Raw genomic sequence first — 23237 nt, 5'->3', positions numbered from 1 at the left:
CACCGAGGGGTCTGGGGAGGCCGCGCCTCCCCAGTCGTCTCCCCTTCTTTCGCCGCCGATCACGTCCCTCGCACGTGGTTGAGGAAGGCATGCACCTCGGCATTGAGCACATCGCCGTTGCGCTGGAGATTTTGAGCCGCATTCAACACGGTATCCGAGGACACCGAGAGATCTTTGGCGGCCTCGGCCACGTCGTCGATGATGCCCGACAGCGAGGTGGTGCGCTGGGCGACATCCTGGGAACGCCGGGCGATATCCTGGGTGGCCTCCCGCTGGCCGATGACGGACTGGGCGATATCGTGGCTCAGGGTATCGATCCGGCGCATGGTCTCCACCACGCCCTCGATGGACTGGGCCGAGGTTCGGGTGGCCTCCTGGATCGCCTGCACTTGCGCGGTAATTTCGTCGGTGGCTTTGCCGGTCTGGTTGGCCAGGGTTTTGACTTCGTTCGCGACCACCGAGAAGCCCTTTCCGGCCTCACCGGCGCGGGCGGCCTCGATGGTGGCGTTGAGGGCGAGAAGATTGGTCTGGGAGGCAATGTCAGAGATCAGCTTGACCACGGCGCCAATGCGATCGGCGGCGGCGGCCAGGGCCTGAATCTGCTCGTGGCTGTTGCTGGTTTCGCGCACGGCCTGCTCGATCATGCCCTTGGACTGCTGCATGTGATGGCCGATCTGCTCGATCGAGGCGGTGAGTTGGGAGCCCGCGCCGGCCACGGCATTGATGCTTTCCATGGCCACCTGGGCGACCTGGGCGGCTTCCCCGGACTGGGAGGAGGTCCGGCTGGAGTGCCCGGTCATATTTTTGGAGGTGACTTCGAGTTCCTTGGCGGCGCTGCCGACTTGGCCCGAAACGTCGCGAATGGTCGCCTCGAAAGCCTCGATCCGTTTTTCGACCTCCAGGGCCCGTTCGAGCCGGCGCTGTTGCTCCTCGGCCGTTCTGGCGCGTAACGCCTCGCCGTTTTGCAGCTCTTGCTGGAACGAGCGCAACGTATCGGCCATGCGGCCGATTTCGTCGCGCCGCTCGGGCACGTCAATGACCACGGAAAGATCGCCCGCCGCCATTTGCCGCATGCGGGTGTCGATGGTGTTGATGGGGCTGCGAATGTTGCGGGCGATGGCCGTCACCACGGCCACGACCCCGGCCTGGAGAACAACGACAAAAGCGATGATTCCCAAGGTGGTTCGCCAGAAGAGACGGTCTACATCCTCGATGTAGACGCTAGACGCGATGAACATGTTCCAGGGATCGAAGCGCATCAGATAATTTATTTTGGGAAGAGGCTCGCCGCCCCCCGGTTTTTGAAACTTAAACCGATAGGTTGCTTCTTTTTGCTTGCGCATCAACTCGACTTGATCAGCAATAATCAGCCGCCCCGTCGCATCCTTCAGCCCCATCAAGTTACGCCCGACCAAGTTGGGATTGGCCGGGTTGATCATCAGGGTGCCGTCCATGGTCGCGGTGGAGACGTAGCTTTGACCATCGTCGAACCAAAGCTTGTTCATCGCCTCGCGATAGCGGTTTTGGGCCTCTTCCCGCGAGAATTCTCCAGCCACAACCCTATCTTCATAGGATTGTGCTAGGTTTTTGGAGATCTCAACAACAGCTCTTAACTTTAAAAAGCGATCGCTCAACATCTGGTCACGCACCACATACAGCATGACCACCGAGATAAGAGCTGTTGATATCAATCCCAGGCCAACGAGTATTCCGAGCTTTCGCCCCACACTCAAATGGTTCAACATTCTTCGTCTCCGACGCACGGGGAGAAAAGGGCCGGACGGAAGGGGCAAGTTGCGCCTACCGACTCCCCTTCTCCCCGCAGCTCGATGGGTGGTGAGGGTTTGACGGGAAGGTTAATCGGCGAGAGGGTAGTGCCAAACAACACCCTAACACCGCCTCCTCCATCCCGTAAACGTCCCCGAAAGGAATTTGGGCCCTTTCTTGTTGACCAGGACTGGCATTACGGGACCTGCTCGACACTTCGAGGTAAGCTGTTGCCACGATTACTCGCGTCAAACATTTCCCTTTACCTTTTTTTGCCCTCTCCCCCCCCTCTGGCACAGGCTGGGCCGCTTCCCTTATGCACCCGCTACACGGGTGCCTCTTGGGGATGTCACAAACAAGAATCAAGAACAGCTCGCAAATCAACCCTAGCCTTAAGTCGTGTCGCCAGCATGTAGACCCCCGCGAACTTGCGCTGCATAAAAAGGGTATCCATGGGCGGAATGTGCCAGAAATCCCGATCGGCCCCCAGGGCATGACCGGCGTCGCGCATGCGAAGCGCCAGATCATTATCGGCAAAATCGAACGCACCGGGGCGCTTCAGGGGCTCAAAAGACATCTCGACCATCTCCAGCATCAGGCGCTGGTGATGCACGGCAGTGTCCTCGGCAAAAAAGCCGATATCGAGAAGGCTGGCGCGCATCGCCTCACGCCCCCCCGCAAACCCGGCATGCATCAGCCGGCGGAACTGGTCCGCCATCAGGGGACTGAATTCCCGTGTCGCCCCGAAGTCCAGCAGCACAACCCGCCCCGTGGTCGGTTGATAGCGGTAGTTGGCAAAGTTGGGGTCGGTTTGCATGAGCTGAAACTCGAACAATTCGCGAAACAGCAACCCAATCAGCACGGTCATGACGCGGTCACGGGTCGCCTGCGGGGCTTGCACCAAGGTCTCGATCGGCACCCCCCTCGACAAACTCCATAGCCAGAACTTCATGGGTGCTAAGATCGGAGGCGAAGGCCGGCACCACAAAGTCGGGGCTCTCGCGCAACAACTCGGCAAAGCGCACGAGATAGCGGGCCTCGCGCTCGTAGTCTGCTTCCTCATGCAACTGACGCTTGGCCTCCTCCAGCAAGGGAGCCACGTCCAGTTCCTTGGGCACCGCGCCTGAAAACCGCATCAAGGCAGCGACATTGGCCACATCGCTGTCAATGCTGCGCCGCACACCGGGATACTGCACCTTGATCGCCAGATCACGCCCGTCCACCGTGCGGGCGCGGTGCACCTGACCAATGGACGCGGCCGCGATCGGCTGCAAGGGGAAGGTCTCGAAGCGATCAAGCCAACCCGCCCCCCAGTTTTGTTTCAACATCCGGCGCAACTGGCCGCTTGGCATGAAGTGAGCGTCGGCCCGCAGCCGCCCCATGATCTCGGCCAGCTCCGGGGGCAGCACATCCCCCGCATCCATGGAGAGCAGTTGCCCCACCTTCATGGCCGCGCCGCGCAGGTGCGCCAACTGATCCGCCACCTTGCGGGCGTTGGCCGGCGTCAGCAGCAGATCGCTCGCCTTGGGGCGCTTGCCCTGGGCGATCTGCCGCGCCCCGTTCACGGCCACACTGCCCGCCAGAGTCGCGGCCAGCCCCCCAAAGCGAGCCATGCGCACCAGCGGCCCCCGGGGCACGGCCAGGGGACGGGAGGAAGAGGAAGACTGAGTCATGGTGGGGGTCCTTTGTCTGCAAGGGGCACGGCCCGAGCATAGCTCTCGCACGCGCCATCCCTTGTGACATAGGCACACAAGCGGCTCCCGCAAACCAATCAGCGCCGGGCGATGTAGCGATCGGCGCGGTGGTTGATGGCCACAAACAAATTCAAAACCAACGCTCCCACCGCCGAGTAGAAGACGATGGCCGGAGCGGCGACCAGGAACGCCAAGGCCAGGATGGAAAGGTCAAACGCCAGTTGAACCAATCCGGCCCGCCAGCCCAACCGTTCTTGCAGATAGACCGCAAGAATGCCAATCCCCCCCAGGCTGGCCCGGTGGCGATAAAGCGCCAACAGGCCAAACCCCAAAAGAAGCCCGCCCAAAACACTGGCCCAGGCCGGATGGATCCAGGAGATGGTCAACAGGTGGGGCTGAAGGTCGGTCAGGACCGAGGTCACGGCGATGGCCAGAAAACTCTTGCCGCAAAACGCCGGCCCCAGGCGACGGTACGCCAAGTAGGCAAACGGCAGGTTCAGAGAAAAGAACAACACCCCAAAGGGAAGCCCCGTCGCATAATGCAACAAGAAGGCAAGGCCTGCGATCCCCCCCGTCAATAGCCCGACACTGGCCAAAAACGACAGCCCCAACGCCGAGATCAAACATCCGGCGGCCAGCCCCTGCGCATCCTCAAGGGGCGCATGACGGGCCGGGTCGCGGCTCCACATTTCCAGCAAGGGCTTGATGGTGTGGCTCATGGTGACCTCCGGGCAGCGTCATTCCTGCCCCAAAGGTGAGCGCCTCGACGCCGGGCTGCAAGAAAAATACACAAACAATCAAAGCGTTATCAAAAAAGCCTCCGCGCCGCACAATCGTTGCCCAAGCTCCCCAGGATACGCAAGAGCCTGTCTTGAGCGGTTGGGGACTTGATGGGGGAACGCGGGGCTGCCGCCCCTGGCGGGGCCCGGGGCGGTACCCCCCCATCAAGCCCCAACCGTCAGCGCCGGCCGGCGGCTTCGTCGCGCACTTGGCGGATGAGGGCATCCAGCAGGTCCTGGACTTTTTGGGAAGGGCCATCGACCTGTCGGACGAGGGCAACGGCGCTTGCGTAGTCTTGGCGAGTCCAGGCTTCGACGGCCTGAATACCGAGGGCGTGCACTTGCCGGTGGGGTTCCAGGAGATCGCGGAAGGCCTGGGTGCGTTTGAGGGCCTCGGGCGCGGCGGCGTACCAGTGACCCAGGCGGCAGGTGGTATGATCGGACAACTCGCGGGGGTTCAGGGTGACGCGCCCGACCAGCATGTCGGCCAAGTGCTTGCGCCAAATCATATGGTCGGCCTTGGCGCGCAGGAGGTCGCGGGCGGGGAACGGCGTCCTGGCGAGAACCTCGATCTGCTCCTCTGTCAATTTTTCCAAGCGATCAATGGCTTTAAGGATATTCTCTATTTCGTCTACATTTTCGTGCGCGAGCGCAACAATGGACGTGACTCCCTCGGCGATTTCGCCGGACGCGGAGCGTTGCTGCCCCAAGAGATCGAGCACCTCGCCAACCCCGTGGCTGACCGCCTCGGCCCGGTGTTCGATGTCGTGAAGGGAGCGAATGGTGGCGGTAATCACCCCGGCCCCTTGAAGGACCGCCTCGGAGCCCGCGGCCATGGAGGTGCGGATCTTATGGGTTTCTTCCCGCAGGGCCTCAACACGCCGACGAATATCCTCGGTCGCCCGCGAGGTCTGATTGGCCAGATTCTTGACTTCCGAGGCGACCACGGCAAAGCCCTTGCCCGCCTCCCCGGCCCGGGCCGCCTCGATGGTGGCGTTAAGGGCCAGCAGGTTGGTCTGGCTGGCAATATCGTTGATCAGGGTGACCATGCTATCGATCTGCGCCGACGCCTCGGCCATGGCGCCGACCTTGTCGGAGGCGTCGCGCACGGCCGAGGAAATGGCGTCCATCGCCTGAATGGCCCGGTCGGAGTCCCGGCGGCTGTCGCGGGCCAGATCGAACACGCCTTGGGCTTCGACAGCGGTGGTGGTGGTGGCTTCGGCAATTCCTTCGATGGCCGAGGACATTTCCTCGGAGGCGGCCGCCATGGCCTGAACCCGCTCCAAGGTCCCCACCAGTCCTTTCTTGGCCCCGGCGGCGGCGATCACCGTTGAGTTGACGTTAATGGAAAGGAGAACCGATCGTTCCAGGTGGGCTTCAAGAGCGCTGCACAGTTTGTCCGAGAGCAGGGCAATCTCGCGCGTCAGTTCCAGGCTTCCTCCGTGCACATCAACATACCGGCCATCAATCATCACCTGTATCTGCTGGCGGGCCAGGGCATGCTCTGCCTGAAGGGGATCCGGGGAGGGGTCAAACCCCAGAGTTGATTGATCCCCTTTAGAGCGAAACAATGATAAAAGGCTTCCCTGCCCCATCATCCACCTGTTCCTTGCCTTACCTTTTTCATAAAATGATAATAAAGACTGATCTCTCTCGCATCAAGGGAGAGTTTTTCATTCTTATAATCAACTTTTTCGAGGAAGTTTCCCCCCATAAACCATCAACGATGGGGAACCGGGGGGCCGCTTTACAGGGGGATGATTTTCACTATCAACAACCACATCGCCTCATCCCTTCCAGGTTTCCCGCCGTGACAAGCCCCTGCGCCCCATGACACCATCACGCCTCTCTCCCGTTAACCCCAGGAAGACCGTGTTGCCCTCCACGCCCCACCGCCTTTGCGTGGCGCCCATGATGGACTGGACCGACCGTCATGATCGCTGGTTCTTGCGCCAGATCAGCCGCCATACTTTATTATATACTGAAATGGTCACCTCCCAAGCCCTGCGCCACGGTGATCCCGAGCGGCTCCTGGGGCACGATCCCGAGGAAGCCCCGCTGGCCCTGCAACTGGGGGGCAGCGACCCCGAGGATCTGGCGCATGCGGCCCGGCTGGCCCGGCCCTGGGGCTTTTGCGAGATTAATCTCAATGTGGGCTGTCCGTCGGACCGGGTGAGCAAGGGCCGCTTTGGGGCATGCCTGATGGCCGAGCCTGCTCTGGTCGCCGAGTGCCTGAGCGCCTTGGCCGAGGCGGTGCCGGGCCTGCCGGTGACCATCAAACACCGCATCGGCATTGACGACCTTGATACCTACGACCACCTGACCCGCTTTGTGGACCACGTGCGGCGCTCGGGAACCACGACGTTCATCGTCCACGCCCGTAAGGCTTGGCTGCATGGCCTGAGCCCCAAGGAAAACCGTACGGTCCCACCGTTGCGCCATGACGTGGTCCACCGGCTGAAGGCCGACTTCCCCGACCTGACGATCGTCTTGAATGGCGGCATCACCAGCCTGGACGCGGCCCTGGCGGCCCTGACCGAGGGCCAGACGCCCGAGGGCCTGCCCCCGGTCGATGGCGTGATGATCGGGCGGGCAGCCTATGAAACGCCCTATATTCTGGCGGAAGCTGACCAACGGGTGTTTGGCGCCGAAACCCCGGTCCCCGACCGTGCGGCAATCGTGCGGGCCCTGATCCCTTACGGCGAGGCCCTGGTGGCGCGCGGCGAGCCTATCACCCGCCTGACCCGCCATGTGCTGGGCCTGTTCCATGGCGTGCCTGGGGCGCGGGGCTGGCGCCGGGTGTTAAGCGAGGAGGCGTTCCGCCCCGGGACCGATGCCCGGGTCCTGCTGGCGGCTCTGGCCCAGGTGGAGCGGCTGTCGCACGACGAAATGAGGACGTGACATCTCGGAAAAGAGAAAGGAGAAGACTGGGGAGGCGCGGCCTCCCCAGACCCCTCGGTCGTTTGGCACTTGGCCTCGTCCGAGGGACTTCAACAGAATGCGGGGTCTGGGGAGGCCGCGCCTCCCCAGTCTTTTTCCCCAGGAGATCCCTCATGAGCCGTCCCCCTGCCGCCATCACCGCCCACGTCGCTTCTTTAGGCGACCGGGGCGACGGGGTGACCGAACCGGTCGCCGGTCGGCACTATTATGTGCCCGGCGCCTTGCCCGGCGAAGAGATCCGCCTGATCCCGGGACCGCGCCGGGGCGACGGCTGGGCCGCCACCTTGGAGAGCGTTCTCAGCCCCTCCCCCAACCGGGTCGCGCCCCCCTGCCCCCATGCCGCCCAGTGCGGGGGCTGCGACCTGCTCCACCTGGATCCGGCGGCGCAGGCCACCTGGAAGCGGGCCAAGGTCGAGCGCGCCCTGGCCCATCGGGGTCTTGACGATGTCATGGTGCGGCCGCTGCTCTCGGTCGGCCTGGGCACGCGTCGGCGCTTGGCCGTGGGACTGCGCGGGCGCAAGGCCGGCGGCGTGGCCGGATTTCACGAGCGGGCCTCCTCGCGGCTGATTGACACCCCAAGCTGCTGCCTGCCCACCCCCGCCTTGCACCAAGCTCTGGCCGTGCTGCGTCACCACGCCGGGGACTTTCTGGAACCGGGTGAAGAGGTCCAGGCCCTGCTGACCGAAACCGAGACCGGGGTAGATGTGGTGATCGACGCGCCACGGGGCCCGGATCTAGCGGTCCGCGAAGCCCTGGTGGCGCTCGCGCAAACGGCCGATTTCGCCCGCGTTGCCCTGCGTCGCAAAAGCACGGTGGATCCGGTGGCCGAGCGTCGCGCCCCCACCTTGACCCTGGGCGGGCAGGAACTCCGGCTGCCGCCCGGCCCTTTCCTGCAACCCAGCCGCGAAGGCGAGGGCCATCTGGTGGCTTTGGTGCTGGAGGCCCTGGCCGGCCTAGCCCCGGGCAGCCGGGTGGTCGATCTGTTTTGCGGCGTGGGCACCTTTAGTGTGCCCCTGGCGGCGACCGGACTTCAGGTCGAGGCTTACGACGAGGCGGCCACGGCGGTGGCCCCGCTGTCCCGGGCAAGCACTCGGATCCGGGCGCAGGCCCGCGATCTGTTTCGCAACCCCTTGGCGGGCGGCGAGTGGCAAGGAGTGACGGCGGCGGTCCTGGATCCGCCCCGGGCCGGCGCCCAAGGGCAGACCCAGGCCCTGGCCGAGGCGGGGCCGGCTCATCTCGCCTTGGTGTCCTGCGCGCCAGGGACGTTTGCCCGCGACCTGCGGGTGCTGGTGGAGGCGGGCTATGAGGTGGCATGGGTCCAGCCGGTGGATCAGTTCACCGGCTCGCATCATGTCGAGGTGGTAGCCAAGGTAACACGGGGATAAGGGGGAGAAGAGGAAGGCTGGGGAGGCAAGGCCTCCCCAGACCCCTCTCGAGTCTTTTAGGGGTCTTTGCGGGCTTTGGGGACCCAGGGCATGGCATTGACGGGGCGGCCCTTGTGCGAGCGCAAGACGCGGGGGCGCAGCACGGTTTCCAGGGCGGGCGCCGCGTCGGCGTCGTCCGCGCCGGGGTCGTCGCGCAAAGCCGGGGTCTTGCCGGCCTGAAACTGGCCGTAGAAGGCCACCATCGCCTCCTCGGTGATCACGGTGCGCGGTCCTTCGGTCCAGGCATCAACATAAGGGGGGTGGCGGCGCACAGCCCGCGAGAGATGGTCGGCCGAATGGGCGCCAAAGCGTCGCCAAATGCTGTCCAAAACCTGCTTGGCCGCCTCGGACATCTTGACTTCGCTGATCCAGGGGCGTTCGTTCTCAAAGGCGCGGTAAACGTTGGGCTCGAGAGGCCCCATGGCGTCGGCGACAAACACGGCGGGCATCAAGCGCCGCCCGTTGTGAGCTACGGCGCAATAAGCCTGGGCCAGAAACATCAGCCGATGCAGCTTCTGGGGCTGGAGGTATTCCCCATCGTTGAGGGCGCGGTCAAGAAACCAGTTGACCACATCGAAGGTCGAATCGACCAGGGGAGATCGGATCGAAGTCATGCGTCCCGCCTCGTGCTGCTCACTCCGCCCGAGAGGACGCTTCCGCCCGGGCGGTCTTCCCTGTTATCCACGGGCGCCTAACTCATTGCAACCCTCCTGCCGGAGCCTCTGGTCGTGCCCCGCCTGCGTCCCCATCCCTCTGCGCATACCTTGCTCCGGGTTCTGGCCCTGGTCGGACTGGGCGCCGGAGGAGTCACCTTGGTGGCCACCCGCTTGTCGATCGCCGAGGGGCTGTTGGCCCATGCCCTGCCGCTGGCCGGCCTTCCAGCGATTGAGGCCCAGGTCAGCACTTGGGGTCTGGATCGCCTTGTCATCGAGCACGCGCGCACCTCGGACGGCCGCTTGGGCTGGCGACGCCTCGACATAACGCTGGCTCTGGACACCTTGTGGACGGGCCGAGTACGGGAGATTGCTCTCGAGGCGCCGCAGGTGACCATCGATCCCTGGACCCCCGGCGACACCCCCCTGGGTCTTGCGATTCCGGCGCAGCGTCTGAGCGTGACCGAGGGCCAGATCACGGTGAAGGCCCCCGAGGGGGACAAGCCGCTGCTCATCGCCCATGTCGAAGGGCAAGTGGAAAGCCCGGCCGAGGGCCCCCGTCTCAGCGTCCCCCATCTGGACGTGCGGGTGCTGCCCGAGGAAACGGCGGGCCTCGCCGGCTGGACCCTGGAGGCCCCCCTGACGTTGCGCCTCGATGGCCCGGCGCTGATGGAAACCGGTCCCACCGGCACCCCCACCCAAGGCCAAGCGGCGGTGATGACCCAAGCCCCGGTGCGCCTGGGTACCCCCTGGGGGCCCCTGACCCTGGCCGCCCCCCGCCTCGACATCCGCTACGAGACCGGAGCCCCGCCGGCCCTGGCCCTCGTGGCCGACAGCGTGCGCTTGGGCGGGGGGGAGGCCCGGGGGGTGGAGGGTCACGTCACGGTGAGCGAGGGCCTGCCCACGGTGCGGGTGACGGCCCGCCTGGAGCGCCTACCGGGCGAAACCTCCCGGCGCACCGAGGACAGCGCGTCCCGCCCCCTCCCCGTGCGCGTTGACCTTGTGCCACAACCGGCCGATGGCGAGGCCCCTCGCCGCCTAGCCCTGACCGCCCGGGTGGATCTCCCGGCCGATGCCCCAGCCCTGACGGTAAGCGGGTGGACCTCGGCCGATGGCGCGACGGGCGACCTGCGCCTTGCCAACACCGTGGTGCCCCTCTCCCCGCAGGGGATGCGCCCCACCGATTTCCATCAGGCCCTTGGTGAGGTGTGGGACGAGGTCACGGGAGGTCTACGGGTCGAGGGCGGCCTCGCCTGGGATCGCCGGGGCCTCCATCCGGCCCTCACCCTAGGCCTCGAAACCCTGGACGGGCTGCTGTTTGGTCTCCCCGTCACCGGTGTGAACGCCCAAACCCGCCTGGATCGCCTGTGGCCCGTCCAAAGCCCCTGGTTCGAGGCCCGTGTGGCCTTGCTATCGGTGGGCTTGCCCCTGCGGGACGGCCTGATCACCATGCGCTTCGACGGACGCGGGAAACTCGCGATTGATGAAGCCCGCTTTGTCCTGGCCGGCGGCACGGTGAGTGCGCAAAAAGTTTCCTTCTCCCTCAAAGGGGGAGCCTTCACGCTCCCCATGACGGTCTTACGGGTCTCTCTGGCTGAAATCGCCGACGTGCTGGCACTGGAGGGGCTGGACGCCTCGGGCCATCTGAGCGGCCAGATCCCCTTGCGGCGTGCCGCCGATGGCACCCTTTGGATCGACCAAGCCCGGCTCGACGCCGACCAAGCCGGCACCTTGCGCTACCGCCCGCCCAGTTCCCCCGGCGCCATCGCGGCGGGACCTCAGGGCCTGGACATGCTGTTGGCAGCCCTGGACAATTTCCAGTACAAATCCCTTTCCCTGACCCTCGACGGTCCGCTGGAGGAACGCCTGAAGGGAGGTCTCACGATTGAGGGCGCCAATCCTGACCTCTATAATGGCTACCCCTTCCACCTCACCATTGCCCTGGACGGCGCGTTAAGCCAATTGATCCGGCAATCGTTGCGGGCCTATACCCTCCCCGAACGCTTGAAAAGCCTAAAACCTTGGTTGCGATCTCAGCAATCACCGTCGGTCCATCCTTAAGAGAGGAGAGATCCGGGAAGGCCATCTCTCCCCCGACTTTATTGTTCCAAGGACCCAGCCCGCCCTCGTGTGAACTCTAAGCTCTTGTCAGAGGACCCTTTCAGCCCCAAACTAGAAGGGACGAAGAAATAAGGGGGGCGTTTTTTCCTCCTTCCTTCGGTGGCGCCTCGCGAGGATCTGCGTGCTGCGGTATCAGGCAGGCAAACTCTCGGAGATCACTTTTTTCTTCCCCCTGGCCCAGGAGGCCCCATGCGCCCGGCCCGCTCGTCTCTCGGTCCTGTTGCCCTGGCCCTGCTGTTGAGCTCGGCCTGCCAACCCACGCTGCGCGTGGAAGCCCCCGACAAGCCGATCCGCATCGATCTGAATGTCAAAATCGAGCAAGATGTGCGCATTCGCCTCGAACAGAGTGTTCAGGATCTGCACAAGGCAAATCCCGACATTTTCTAGCGAGCGGCTTCGGGTGCCCTCTCTCCCAGAAAAAGGACTCTGCGCATGAAAGCCCTCGGTGGCCTTGCTCTTGGTGTGTACCTCTTTGGACTCGCAGGAGCGGCCCAGGCCATGGACCTCGAAACCGCCCGCGCCCAAGGAATCCTCTGCGAGGGGCAAGACGGCTTGGTGCGGGTCCTGACAGGCGGTCCCGAGGCCACGGCCCTGGCGGAGACCACCAATGCACGGCGCCTCCAAATCTACCGCGACTCCGCCCAGCGCCAGGGCGTAGGGGTGGAGCAGGTCCAAGCGGTGAGTGGCGCATCCCTCCGGCAAAAACACCCGGCGTGCCCCTGAATGGGGGAGACGGGGCTACCGCCCCGAACCCCGCCTGGAGGGGAGAGCCATGAACAGAAGAAAAAGGGGTCTGGGGTCGCCCCAGGCGGAGCCCGGGGCAGCAGCCCCGCATTACCCCAACACCCGATAGATCTTTAGAAGAAAAGTCCTCTTCCAGAGAAAAAGAGTTCTCTATTATCGCGAAAAACTAGATTTTTTAGAAAAATTTGTTTCTGGGCGAAACACTTTAGAGATTTTTATTGTTGTATTTAGAAATTCCTAATTGAAGTCGTGGCCTTCGAGAAGGATAGTGGGGGCGAATCAGGACAACTTCCCCGAGTTGTTTAAGGGACAGTCATTCCGGTTCATCCACGTTGCCGGTCTGCCAGCGGTTCAGGGGGGGACCTTGCCCGCTCCCGGTCCGGCCCACACCATGAGGTTCCCATGACCGAGATCTTGGAACACCCGACCGCGTTGGGTGATGTGGCCGCACGCCAGTTGGCCAACGCCACCAAAACCGCTCCGCAGATGACCAGCATCTCGCCGCGCTGGCTGGTGCGGTGCTTGGAGTGGGTGCCGGTTGAGGCCGGCATTTTCCGCGTGAACAAGGTCAAGGATCCGTCGGCGGTGGCGGTGGAGTGCTCGGGACGCGACGAGCGAGCCCTACCCCAAACCTTTGTTGATTACGAAGAAAAACCGCGGGAGCTGATGTTGAGCGCGGTCAACACCGTGGTCGATATTCACACGCGGGTCTCGGATCTCTATTCCGTTCCCCACAACCAGATTGCCGAGCAGTTGCGCCTGTCGATCGAGGCCATCAAGGAGCGGCAGGAAAACGAACTGATCAACAACCCGGAATACGGCCTGCTGTCCAACGTTGACCCGGCTTTTACCCTGTCAACCCGCGTCGGGCCGCCGACCCCCGATGATCTGGACGAGCTGATCTCGCGGGTCTGGAAACAGCCCGGCTTTTTCCTGGCCCACCCGCGCACCATCGCCGCCTTTGGCCGTGAGTGCACGCGCCGGGGCGTGCCGCCGGCCATCGTCACCTTGTTCGGCTCGCCCTTCCTGACGTGGCGCGGCCTGCCCTTGATCCCCTCGGACAAGGTCCGCATCGAAAACGGCCGCTCCAAGATCCTGCTGCTGCGCACCGGGCAAGCCCGCCAGGGCGTGGTGGGCTTGTTCCAGCCCAACCTGCCGGGCGAACAGAGCATGGGCTTGTCGGTCCGCTTCATGGGCATCAACCAGAAGGCTATCGCGTCCTACTTGATTTCGCTCTACTGCTCGCTGGCCGTCCTGACCGAGGACGCGCTGGGCGTGCTGGAGAACGTCGAAGTGGACAAGTACCATGTCTACGCCTGAGCTTGACCCGGCGGGGCCCGACTTTGTCGCGACCCTGACGCGGCTGGCCAATGCCTTTTTCCTGGCTCCTCCTGAGCCCGGGCTGCCGCTGACGCCGCCGGAACCCGGCGCGCCTCAGCCGCCGCCGCGTCCCTCGGTGGGGCCGGCGCTCGGGGGCTACGGCCGGCCGGGACCGGGGGCAACCCCGTTCCCCGGCGCCGTGGATCCGGGGCCCGGCGTTGGCAGCGAGGCCGCACTCCAGGCCCTGGTGTCGGGTTTACCTGTGAGTTTTCCCGAGGCTTGGCCGCTCGACGTTGCGCCGGCGAGTGGGGCGCCGCTGACGGCCTCGCCCGCGCCCCCGGCCTTGGGGGGAGCGGGGATCCCGCTGACCCCGCCGACAGCGCCGGCTCTGCCCTTCTCCGACCTCGGTGCGGTGCTGGCACCCGTCGCCCCTGTGGCGGGGACGCTGCCGTCCGGCCTCACCCTAGGCACCGACACCGCCACGCCACCGTCGCTCCCGGGGGGAGGCCTGTCCGGCCTCTGGGCAGATACCGCCTATCGCTCGCGCAAGAACGAGGAGTTCATGGCGAACGGGCTGCGCTCGAAGGTCCATTTTCGCCGGGCACCGGGCAAACCACTGTCACAGGCCCACGCTAAGGCCAACGCCGCCCGCTCCAAGGTGCGCTCGGCCGTCGAGCATGTCTTCGCGTGCCAGAAAGGGCCGATGGCCCTCTTCGTCCGCACCATCGGCATCGCCAGGGCCAAAACCAAGATCGGCATGGCCAATCTCGTCTACAACATGCGCCGCCTAGTCTGGTGGGACGGGAGAACTGCGCCCGCATGACGGCCGAAAGGCCGAAGAGGGGGCCGTAACGGCCCAAATACCACGGAATTCAGACCGAAATAGCCCCCAGTCTCAGCTCGGGCGCCCCGTTTTCCTATCCAAACCGTCCAAAAACTCGGTTCTTCGAGGTGTCCGAGAGGCTGCGCCTTCGCCTTTCAGAGCATCCTTGAAAAAATTGTGCCGTGCGGCTATATTACTGGAAATATCTAGGAGGTAGCCGTGGGCAGCTCGCAAAAACGTGCCATTCAAAACTATCGATCTCGCTTGAGCGAGCGCGGTCTGGCGCGCTTTGAAGTGCTGGCGCGGGATGCCGATCGCGACCTTATCCGGTCCTTGGCCCGTCGCCTTGCGGAAGACGGCCCAGAGGCGTCGCGTCTCCGCGCGGCAGTAAGCCAGACCATCGGCGGCGAGCCGCCGAAGAAGGGTGGAATCTTGGCTGCGCTACGACGCTCCCCTCTCGTGGGCGCGGACCTCGATCTCGTCCGAGTCCGTGAAGAAGGGCGAGACGTCGAAATCTGATGCGCTATCTGCTCGACACCAACATCATCAGCGACATCGCGAAGCCGGCCCCGTCGGAATCCTTGCTCGCATGGATGGGGGAACAAAACGACGAAGACCTTTTTATCGCCTCGCTGACCGTCGCCGAAATCCGTCGAGGTGTTCTGCAGAAGCCGGCCGGCAAACGCCGCAATCAGCTTGAGGCATGGTTCTCTGGACCGGAGGGGCCCCAGGAACTTTTCGCGGGCCGCATTCTCTCCTTTGACGAAAACGCCGGCCTGATCTGGGCGCGCCTGATGGCGGAGGGAAAATCGCAGGGTCGGCCCCGCAGCGCGCTCGACACGATCATCGCCGCCGTCGCCGAGGCTCACGGATGCATCGTCGTCACCGATAATGAGAAAGACTTTGCCGGCGTAACAATCATCAATCCGCTGCGCGCATCAGGTCACCTATGACCTCGACAGGCGCGCGCGACGATTTCACGAAGCCGACGCTCAGGTTGATGGCGCAACGCGCCGGATACATCTGCTCCTACCCCGACTGCCGCCAATTGACGATTGGGCCGTCCGAAGACCGCAAGTCAGGCCTCACGATGGTTGGAGTGGGCGCGCACATCACAGCCGCGTCGGCAGGAGGGCCGCGCTACGACGGCAACCTCACATCTGAAGAACGCGCGAGCGAGGCCAACGGCATCTGGATGTGCCAGCTCCACGGAAAACAGATTGACGACAATGCCAGCCGACACACCGCCATCGACCTGAAGCGCTGGAAATCGCAACACCAAGAATGGGTCTTCGCGCGCATTGCCAGCGCCGACAGCTTGCTCAAGCACGGGATCACCAACGTCTCTATCGAGAACATTGGCCCGTTTCGCCAACGGACCAGCATCTCCCTTGGTCGGCACAATGTCGTTTTCGGACTGAACAGTTCCGGGAAATCCAGTCTTTGCGAGAGCATTGCGGCCTTTGCAGGCGGCGCGAACTTCGAGAATTTCCGCAAGCGCTGGCGCCTGTTCGGGGCTGGCTCCCCGTCAATGACGATCGAGGCGGCCGTCTCAGTGAACGGCGCGAGAACAACCGTGCGGCTCAGCGAAGAGCCTGTGGCCCTCAAACGTGTCCCGAAACTCCATCAGACCCGGCTTCATATAGAGGTGAACGGGAACGTGGCGGCGCACTGGCCTCGATCGCTGTTCAACATCGTATACTTGGATAGTCAAAGCCTGAAACCCAACCGGATCAAAGACCCTTTTCGTCGGGATCTGCGCGCGCTCGCGCCGCAGCTTGGAATGAGCGAGGATCAGGTTTGGGACGCGCTGCGCGAAGAGTTGTTCTGCAGCTCGACCTTCGGATCGCGAATTCGCCGGATCGGCGAGTATCGCGCGGAGGTCCGCTCCGCCGGCAGTGATTTCTTTTATGAGACAGGAGGATTGGCTGGTTCCGAACATAGCTTCGCGCTGTTCGACGTCCTTCTCCGAATGATCCGGGCAGACCCAAGGCCGACGCCCTGGATGATCATCGTGGATTCCAGCCTGTTTTTGGGCCTAGATAGCGACAACAAGCGCCGTCTCGTGGAGGCTTTGACACAGCTCGACGAGCCAGCCGTCCAGACGCTCGTTTGCGTCAACTACGAAACCGATGCGATCGACCTCAAGGCCGCAGACGCCGAGAAATGGGTCGGCTCCAGCGTCGCGGGCGCGCTGACCGTGCATTCGTTTTTATAGGCCCACCCCGGAATGAGCACGAGATCCCAACGCTACATCATCGATCCTCCAGGCGCGTGCCCTGCCCATCTGCGGATGCCAAGCGGTCGTCCCATGAGTCAGATGTCCTTCGACATGGACGACGTCGCGCGATGCGCATGGAATGAAATTCTCCAGACCGCGCCGCGAGCGACGTCGCTTTTTGCATTCCTCGACGATCTGCTTGAGCCGGGCGCCAATCTCGTCTGGCGCGAACAGGGGCCAGGCCGCGGTACGGAAATGCGCCGTGCGTTCTCCGCTCTCTTCGGACGCTTCTTCGCGCGCGCCTATCTCCAGCTCAACCATGATTTCGTCTGGTTCGCCGCCATCGATGGCGACAATTTCCACCTCTCGCCAAACTGGCGCGTCAGCCGGAAACCGCGCTCGCTTACAGAAATGCCTGATTGGATATGCGCCCGACCAGGCGAACTCGCCATCGGCGAGGCAAAAGGTTCGCATCAAAAGGGCAATGCCACGCGCGGCGGTAAACCTGGTCCGATCAAGACAGCAGAGGGACAAATTACGGGTGTCCGTGTGCAAAAGCGTACACCGACTGTTCGCGGTCTGCGCTGGCGTTCCAAGAGCGTGAAAGGTTGGGCCGTCATGTCGCGATGGGGTTTGGCGTCACCGTCGCGTGATCCCTATCTCTATGTGCTCGACCCTGAAACGGAGGGAGAGCAACCGACGCCGGAGGAGATCGAAGACCTGGTACAGGCCGTCGCTCGCACCCACGTCGCACAAACAGCGATTGGTCTCGGGTTATTGAAGCCCGACGGAGAGGATGGAAAAATCCTGACGCCGCGTCGGCGCGTGCGGGTGCAGGGCGACGATCAGAAGCGCCATTTCTCGGGTGTGGTGATTACGCCGTTTGGGCCGCTCGATCTTGACCTCGATCAGGCCAACGAGCTGTCGAAACTCCTTCCCGATCCTGGGCTCGTTCGTTTCGTCGGCCTGGATGAAGAATTGTTCTCTACGTACCTCCAAGGACAGCCCCTTGTGCCGCAACAGCAAGAACGGATCGGCGATCTCGCGCTCGTCGGAAAGGACGGCCTCATGATCGCGCCTGTCAGCCAAATCCTGGACGGTGGAATTCAGACCGGATTGGCATGAGCATTGTTTACCGCTGATGCCAAGGCGGCCCTCGCCGAGGCCGATTGCGATGGGATTATTTTGGCACGCATGTGCATCCGCCAAGCCTTGCCAGAACAACGCCGCACACGGTTCTCGTCAGCGATCAACGTCGTCGAAGATTGACTGAATGTTGGAGCGTGCGTTGGCCGTTCGGCCGACGGGTGTTTCCACTCGATCTTCAATGTCAGGCTCGCGGGCTTCATTCAGATCCTCAATTGCTTTTCCAATCGCGATTCTCCCACTATCGATCTTACCGCGGTCGGAGTCGTCGATCTGAAGCGCGTCCTCGACACCGCCCAGCAAGCTCGATAACTCATCGAAGTGACTATCTGGGTCGCTATCACCGCAATTCGATTTCCAATCCGAAATGTGGGTGTCGAGCCGATCAATAACGTCCCCCCTTACTCGTATCAGGAGATCTTCAAACTCGGCATCAGTCATGAGCGAACGCAGGGATTCGTCACGAAAAATACCGCCATCGGGGACTGTGAGGGTCGTATCGACGATGTGCTCGACCAAGCTAAGGCGCTTCTCCTCGGGGAGGAGTTTCGCCTGATGCAGCTTTGCCAACAGTCGATTTTCGGAGGAGTACGCCATAAACGCGCCCGGACGAAGATCAAGAACAGCCGGCACTTGGTCCACCACCAACCGCAAGAATGCAGCGTCGCAGCGCTGACCGAGAAAATAGCGTATGCGGTAGTCAATGGGATGGACGAGCAAACGGTTGAGAAGCGCCGGATACAGCGAAGGGCCGACCCGCACGCTCGCACCACGTAACTCGACCCCGCCGCACACGACCTCCTCAAGCAGCCGTTCGAACTTTGCGCCGCGCAAGTAGATTTCTGTCAATTCGGGTGAATTAGCGACGAGCGCAGCATAGGCATCGCCGATAGTCGGATGCTTGAACGTCCATTTTGGACCCTCGGTCGTATCGACGAGTAGGGCAAGACTGCCGCGAAGTGAATCAAGTGCGAGCCGGATTTCGGCGGCGGTGACGCCCAGAAGTTCCGTGATCAACGCTATACGATCATCATTCTCGATCGGTGACGCAAGTTGCCCGCCGTGCATGAAAATCAGTGCGACTGCGGCCGCTTCGCCCCGATCGAGATTACGCAACACGTCTTTCAGGAAATCGACGGGTCGCCGTGCGAAATCGAGCAAACCTTCCTCGTCGGGTGTCACTTTCTCCGTAAAGAATGCCGAACCGAGACGACGAGCTGTCTCAGGAAGAAAAGACGCATCTTCCGCAAGCGTCGCCAAGTGTGGCTTGATGGCCTTCTTGAACGAAGCAGGCTGATCACCGCGCTTGATGTGATTGTACAGGATTTGGGCCTTTTCGGCGGTCGCTAAGCCCTGGACATTGATGACCACCTGCGATTTGTCGAAGAGCGGAAACGCGCCGGTCTTGAGATCACGATGGGCTGATCGCCAGATGTACGTGCGGGATGTCAGTAGAAATCGGGCGCCCTTGCGCAACGCGGCGGCCATCAGGGGCATCTGCCGATTCCAGGCATCGGCAATATGGCGTTGGTACTGCGTGGCGCCGAAAGCATCATCTATCCAGAAGAACTGCTTGGGGTCATCGGGATTCCAATGCCGCATGATGTCTTCAGGACTGGTCACACGGATCGTCGGCGCGCGCCAATGATCAAGCGCCCCCAAAGCGAGGCTCGCCGCGATGGTCGATTTGCCGGAAGCTGGATCTCCAAGCAGCAAGACAAAATTATGATCGAGTAGCGCGTCCACGCTTTGACGATGCGCATCTGTAACAACGAAACATGCCAGATCGTCCCCAAGTGCGCTCAGGACCGCGCGAGATTGCGCATAGGCCCGCTCATCAAGGATCTGGGAAAGATCTCCCAATCCATAGACTCTCGGCACCATCACCCGTAGCCGTGACGATTCCCGAATTTGTTGTGCTACCCAGTCACGCCCAAGAATTACACAGTTCTTCACGCCCACCGCTTCGAACGCGGCAGCGATTGCGTACGCCTGCGTACCCGATACGCCGTGGTTTGTGAGGAGGATGTAGTCTTCAGCCAAACCTCTGGCTGCAAGCTTTCCGGCCTTGGTCAATTCGCCCTTCACGGCGCTCAGGCTTAGTGGGGCATCCGCCTTGCTCGTGAATTTGCATTGGATTGTCGAGCGACCGGCTGAATCTCCGTTGGACCAACGACCGAGAAATGCACCATCGCGCCCGCCATCCTTTGAGGGCAGAAATGTCTCAACCGACCGGACACCTCGAAAAACCCTGGCTCTGAGCGGTGTCTGCTGATTCAATAAGCCCCAGGCCGTGTTGGAGGGAACGATGGGTCGGCAGCCTGGGTTCTTCGATCTTGAAGAGCGGTATGCGGAGTTGTCGAAGGCGGGCGACCCGCTGGAGAAGCTGCTGAGGGTGGTGAGCTTCGAGGCGTTCCGCTACCGGCTGGACAAGGCGTTGAACCGCAGCGACCGAGCCCGGGGCGGCCGTCCGCCCCATGACGCGGTTTTGATGTTTAAGATCCTGGTGCTTCAGGCGCTGTACAACCTGTCCGACGATCAGGCGGAGTTCATGATCAACGACCGCCTGACGTTCAAACGCTTTCTCGGCCTAGGGCTGGCGGACAAGGCGCCGGACGCCAAGACGATCTGGCTGTTCCGCGAGACGCTGACCGAGGCCAACGCGATCGAGAAGCTGTTCGCGGTGTTCGACGCCAAGCTGAAGGAAGGCGGCTATCTTCGCTGATGCGCTGGTTTGGTCGAGGCAAAAAGGAAACGCGGGGCTGGGGCGAGTTAGAGCGCCTGATCCTGGCCGCGAATGAGACGGCGGCGGGGATCAGTGTTTCGCCTGACTCGGCGCTTGAATACGCCCCGGTGCTGGCAGCGGTGCGCTTGATTTCTGAATCCGTCGCTATGCTTCCCGTCCACCTGTACGAAAGCGACGGTGGCGACAAGCGACGTGCGGACGATCATCCGCTGGAACGCTTGATGACCCGACTCCCGAACCCCTGGACTACCGCGTTTCAGATGAAAGCGGACCTGACCGCCGCGCTGTTGCTGGATGGCGAGGCGTTTGCCCTGGTGATCCGGGGGCGCGATGGGTCCGTGATCGAGGTCACGCCATTGCCCAGGGGCAGCGTGTCGGTGGAAACCCTCGAAGACTTGGCGCCCCAGTACCGGGTTTCGCTGGCTTCGGGCGAACAGCGGATCCTGGGGCCGGGCGAGGTGCTTCACCTTCGCGGCTTGGGCACGCTCCCCAACAAGGGCTTGAGCTTGGTCCACCAGGGCAGGCACGCCATCGGCCTCGGCATGGCCCTTGAGCGGCACGCCTCAACGCTGATGGCAAAAGGCGCGCGCCCTGGCGGCGTGTTGGAAGTACCGGGCATGTTGTCGCCAGAAGCGCTTGGCCGGATCAAGGCTGGTATGGCGCAAGGGCATGGTGGTTCCGCTTCTGGCGGGACGCTTGTTCTTGAGAACGGGACAAAATACAACCCGCTTACTTGGAACAGCGTTGACATTCAATTTCAAGAGATGCGCACATTTCAGGTGGCGGAAGTATCGAGGATCTTCAGGGTTCCACTTTCGCTTCTGTCTGAAATGTCGCGCGTCACACATGCCAATGCCGAAAGCCTTGGGCAACAGTTTTTGAGCCTGACTTTGCTTCCATATCTGCGGCTGTGGACGGAAACTATTTACCGCGACTTGCTCAAGCCCCAGGAACAGGAACGGTATTACGCGGAGTTTACTACCGGAGCGCTTGAGATGGCCGATCTGGCGGGGCGGGTGGACGCTTACGTCAAGGCGATTGGCGGGGGGCTGATGACCCCTTCAGAAGCACGCCAACGCGAGAACCTACCTCCGGTTGCCGGTGGCGACGTGCTGCGCGTGCCGCTGAACACCGAGAGCATCGGAGGGGCCAATGCCTGAGGCGGTGGAATGCCGGTTTACCCCCAGTGATGAGGCCGGGCTTGTCGCAGGGTACGGGGTCGTGTGGAACGTCCTGGACCGGCACGGCACCGCTTTCGCCCCTGGCTCCCTGGACGCTTCCCTGGCCGATATCCGAGCCTCTGGGCACCGCGTGCCGATGCTTTGGGCGCATGACCCCGCGCGGGTGATTGGTGCGTGGGATCGCCTGGAAGCCGACGAACACGGTCTGCGGGTCGAAGGCCGGCTGGTCACGGACACCCGCGACGGTGCCGACGCGCTGGCGCACCTGCGGGCCGGATCGCTTAACGGCCTGTCGATCGGCTTTCGCAGGCTGGCCGACGAGCCACGGGCCGGTGGTGGTCGAACGATCACGCGGGCGGAACTGGTCGAAATCTCTCTTGTTGCAGTGCCATCGAACAATGACGCCCGGACGACGGAAGTCCGGGGCACCCCCGAAGAAGGAACGATCACCATGTTGAACGCCGCGCCCGTCGAGCACCGGGCCGAACCGAACACCGGGGCCGACGACGGCGCCGGGAATGAAACCGACCTGGGCGCCCGTGTCGCCAAGGTGGAAGAGGCTGTTGCCAGCATCGGGCAGAAGGTGGACGCCCTGGCCGAGAAGGTGGGGCAGACCGAGCAACGCGCCGATCGCATCGAGGCCCGTTCCGCCCGTGTCGGGCTGGGCAGTGGTGCCGGTGCCGGGCCGGACCCGGAAACCCGCGCCTTCGGGGTCTACCTCCGGCGCGGTTCTAGCGCTGTTGAGGCGCATGAGATGCGCGCGATGTCGGCCAGCACTGATTCCCAAGGCGGCTTCCTCGTGCCCGACGGGTTCCGGGCCGAGTTGCTGAAGCGGCTGATCGAAGTCTCGCCCATGCGCACCTTGTGCACCGTGACGCCCACGGGGACCGATGCGCTGATCCTTCCGAAGGTCACGGCCAACCCCACGTCGGCTTGGGTTGCGGAACTGGGCACGCGCACTTCTTCCGAGCCTACGGTTGGACAGGTCAAGATCGACGTTCACGAGGCGAGTATCTACACGGATATCTCCCGCCGTCTTCTTGAGGACTCGGCAATCAATCTTCAGTCCGAGCTTGCTGCTATTCTCTCTCAAGAGTACGCGAGACTTGAAGGGCAGGCTTTCGTTTCTGGTGATGGCACCGGCAAGCCGCGCGGCTTCTTGTCGCATCCTGATTTCGAGACGGTGGCGGCTGGCAGCACGTCGGCCCTGTCGGCGGATAAGCTGATCGAAGTCATGCACTCCCTGCCCGCACAGTATCGCAACAAGGGCACTTGGGTCATGAATGGGACCACCACCTTGGGCAAGGTGCGTTCTTTCAAGAACTCGTCCGGTGATTATCTCTGGCGTGATGCCTTGAGCGAAGGAAACCCTGGGACCATCCTTGGCAGGCCCGTTGTTGAACTGCCGGACATGCCGGACATTGCTTCGGGTGAAGTGCCCATTGCGTTTGGTGACTTCAAGGTTGCTTACCGTATCGCGCAACGGGTCGAGTTTTCGATCTTGCGGGATGACTACACGCAGGCCGTGTCGGGGCTGGTGAGGTTTTTCTCCCGCGCCCGACTGGGGGGCGATCTGGTCCAGGCTGCCGCCATCAAGGGCATTTCGATGACCGCGTGATGATCCGTTTCCGCTCCGGGTGCTGCGGCCTGGGGCGGGATCGGTGGGCCGGTGGTGGTG

19 protein-coding genes and 2 pseudogenes are annotated in these 23237 nt (G+C 62.9%); 14 read left to right on the top strand and 7 right to left on the bottom strand.

Annotated elements, in window-relative coordinates; genetic code table 11:
• Nucleotides 1-59 precede the first annotated feature (59 nt).
• The 5 genes from RSPPHO_RS15955 to RSPPHO_RS15940 form a co-directional block, all read right to left on the bottom strand.
• A complete protein-coding gene (locus RSPPHO_RS15955) occupies nt 60-1637 on the bottom strand; it encodes a methyl-accepting chemotaxis protein (protein WP_242390714.1) in 1578 nt (525 codons plus the stop codon).
• Between the two features lie 479 nt (nt 1638-2116).
• Nucleotides 2117-2686, bottom strand: a complete 570-nt coding sequence (locus RSPPHO_RS21610) for an AarF/UbiB family protein (RefSeq protein ID WP_197535619.1) — start codon at nt 2684-2686, stop codon at nt 2117-2119.
• Nucleotides 2643-3440 (bottom strand): AarF/UbiB family protein, encoded by a 798-nt coding sequence (locus RSPPHO_RS21605; RefSeq protein WP_197535618.1) that lies wholly within the window; start codon nt 3438-3440, stop codon nt 2643-2645. The genes RSPPHO_RS21610 and RSPPHO_RS21605 overlap by 44 nt, the downstream gene beginning before the upstream one ends.
• A gap of 98 nt (nt 3441-3538) precedes the next feature.
• A complete protein-coding gene (locus tag RSPPHO_RS15945) occupies nt 3539-4180 on the bottom strand; it encodes a YitT family protein (RefSeq protein ID WP_014416236.1) in 642 nt (213 codons plus the stop codon).
• A 239-nt stretch (nt 4181-4419) separates the two neighbouring features.
• Nucleotides 4420-5838, bottom strand: a complete 1419-nt coding sequence (locus RSPPHO_RS15940; RefSeq protein WP_014416235.1) for a methyl-accepting chemotaxis protein — start codon at nt 5836-5838, stop codon at nt 4420-4422.
• Nucleotides 5839-6070: 232 nt separating this feature from the next.
• On the opposite strand from RSPPHO_RS15940, the gene dusA reads away from it, so the two are divergent.
• Together dusA and RSPPHO_RS15930 are read left to right on the top strand one after the other, a co-directional pair.
• Nucleotides 6071-7141: a tRNA dihydrouridine(20/20a) synthase DusA gene (gene dusA / locus RSPPHO_RS15935; RefSeq protein ID WP_014416234.1), complete on the top strand. Its 1071-nt coding sequence runs from the start codon at nt 6071-6073 to the stop codon at nt 7139-7141.
• A gap of 152 nt (nt 7142-7293) precedes the next feature.
• Nucleotides 7294-8565: a class I SAM-dependent RNA methyltransferase gene (locus RSPPHO_RS15930; protein WP_041795966.1), complete on the top strand. Its 1272-nt coding sequence runs from the start codon at nt 7294-7296 to the stop codon at nt 8563-8565.
• A gap of 56 nt (nt 8566-8621) precedes the next feature.
• On the opposite strand, the gene RSPPHO_RS15925 is transcribed toward RSPPHO_RS15930, so the two are convergent.
• Nucleotides 8622-9218, bottom strand: coding sequence for a Panacea domain-containing protein (locus RSPPHO_RS15925; RefSeq protein ID WP_014416232.1), 597 nt, complete (start codon nt 9216-9218; stop codon nt 8622-8624).
• Between the two features lie 114 nt (nt 9219-9332).
• Between RSPPHO_RS15925 and RSPPHO_RS15920 the strand changes: the two genes are divergently transcribed.
• From RSPPHO_RS15920 to RSPPHO_RS15880, 9 genes and pseudogenes are all read left to right on the top strand, one after another.
• Nucleotides 9333-11318 (top strand): intermembrane phospholipid transport protein YdbH family protein, encoded by a 1986-nt coding sequence (locus RSPPHO_RS15920; protein WP_014416231.1) that lies wholly within the window; start codon nt 9333-9335, stop codon nt 11316-11318.
• A 249-nt stretch (nt 11319-11567) separates the two neighbouring features.
• On the top strand, nt 11568-11765 hold the full coding sequence (locus tag RSPPHO_RS15915) for a YnbE family lipoprotein (RefSeq protein ID WP_014416230.1): 198 nt from the start codon (nt 11568-11570) through the stop codon (nt 11763-11765).
• Between the two features lie 45 nt (nt 11766-11810).
• Complete coding sequence (locus RSPPHO_RS15910) at nt 11811-12101, top strand: DUF1318 domain-containing protein (protein WP_041795965.1); 291 nt, start codon at nt 11811-11813, stop codon at nt 12099-12101.
• A gap of 423 nt (nt 12102-12524) precedes the next feature.
• Nucleotides 12525-13442 carry a family 2A encapsulin nanocompartment shell protein gene (locus RSPPHO_RS15905; protein ID WP_014416228.1) on the top strand — a complete coding sequence of 306 codons (918 nt, stop codon included), beginning with the start codon at nt 12525-12527 and terminating at the stop codon, nt 13440-13442.
• 511 nt (nt 13443-13953) lie between these two features.
• A pseudogene (locus RSPPHO_RS21355) lies at nt 13954-14265 on the top strand (IS5/IS1182 family transposase); the annotation flags it as partial.
• Between the two features lie 219 nt (nt 14266-14484).
• A complete protein-coding gene (locus RSPPHO_RS15895; RefSeq protein WP_041795963.1) occupies nt 14485-14784 on the top strand; it encodes a ferritin family protein in 300 nt (99 codons plus the stop codon).
• On the top strand, nt 14784-15218 hold the full coding sequence (locus tag RSPPHO_RS15890) for a type II toxin-antitoxin system VapC family toxin (protein WP_014416226.1): 435 nt from the start codon (nt 14784-14786) through the stop codon (nt 15216-15218). Before RSPPHO_RS15895 ends, RSPPHO_RS15890 begins: the two co-directional genes overlap by 1 nt.
• Nucleotides 15215-16483, top strand: a complete 1269-nt coding sequence (locus RSPPHO_RS18200) for an AAA family ATPase (protein WP_051013949.1) — start codon at nt 15215-15217, stop codon at nt 16481-16483. The genes RSPPHO_RS15890 and RSPPHO_RS18200 overlap by 4 nt, the downstream gene beginning before the upstream one ends.
• A 93-nt stretch (nt 16484-16576) precedes the next feature.
• On the top strand, nt 16577-17611 hold the full coding sequence (locus RSPPHO_RS15880; protein ID WP_041795958.1) for a hypothetical protein: 1035 nt from the start codon (nt 16577-16579) through the stop codon (nt 17609-17611).
• Nucleotides 17612-17728: 117 nt separating this feature from the next.
• On the opposite strand, the gene RSPPHO_RS15875 is transcribed toward RSPPHO_RS15880, so the two are convergent.
• Nucleotides 17729-19720, bottom strand: coding sequence for an nSTAND3 domain-containing NTPase (locus tag RSPPHO_RS15875; protein WP_051013948.1), 1992 nt, complete (start codon nt 19718-19720; stop codon nt 17729-17731).
• 220 nt (nt 19721-19940) lie between these two features.
• Between RSPPHO_RS15875 and RSPPHO_RS15870 the strand changes: the two are divergent.
• The 3 genes and pseudogenes from RSPPHO_RS15870 to RSPPHO_RS15855 form a co-directional block, all read left to right on the top strand.
• Nucleotides 19941-20351, top strand: a pseudogene (locus RSPPHO_RS15870) (transposase); the annotation flags it as partial.
• Nucleotides 20352-20356: 5 nt separating this feature from the next.
• A complete protein-coding gene (locus tag RSPPHO_RS15865) occupies nt 20357-21538 on the top strand; it encodes a phage portal protein (RefSeq protein WP_014416223.1) in 1182 nt (393 codons plus the stop codon).
• Nucleotides 21531-23177 (top strand): phage major capsid protein, encoded by a 1647-nt coding sequence (locus RSPPHO_RS15855; protein WP_014416222.1) that lies wholly within the window; start codon nt 21531-21533, stop codon nt 23175-23177. The genes RSPPHO_RS15865 and RSPPHO_RS15855 overlap by 8 nt, the downstream gene beginning before the upstream one ends.
• The last annotated feature ends 60 nt before the right edge of the window (nt 23178-23237 follow it).

The sequence above is a fragment of the Pararhodospirillum photometricum DSM 122 genome (assembly GCF_000284415.1).
Classification (GTDB): Bacteria; Pseudomonadota; Alphaproteobacteria; order Rhodospirillales; family Rhodospirillaceae; genus Pararhodospirillum; species Pararhodospirillum photometricum.
The sequence above is the reverse complement of the archived record's forward strand: the minus strand, read 5'-3'. Positions and strand labels throughout refer to the sequence as shown.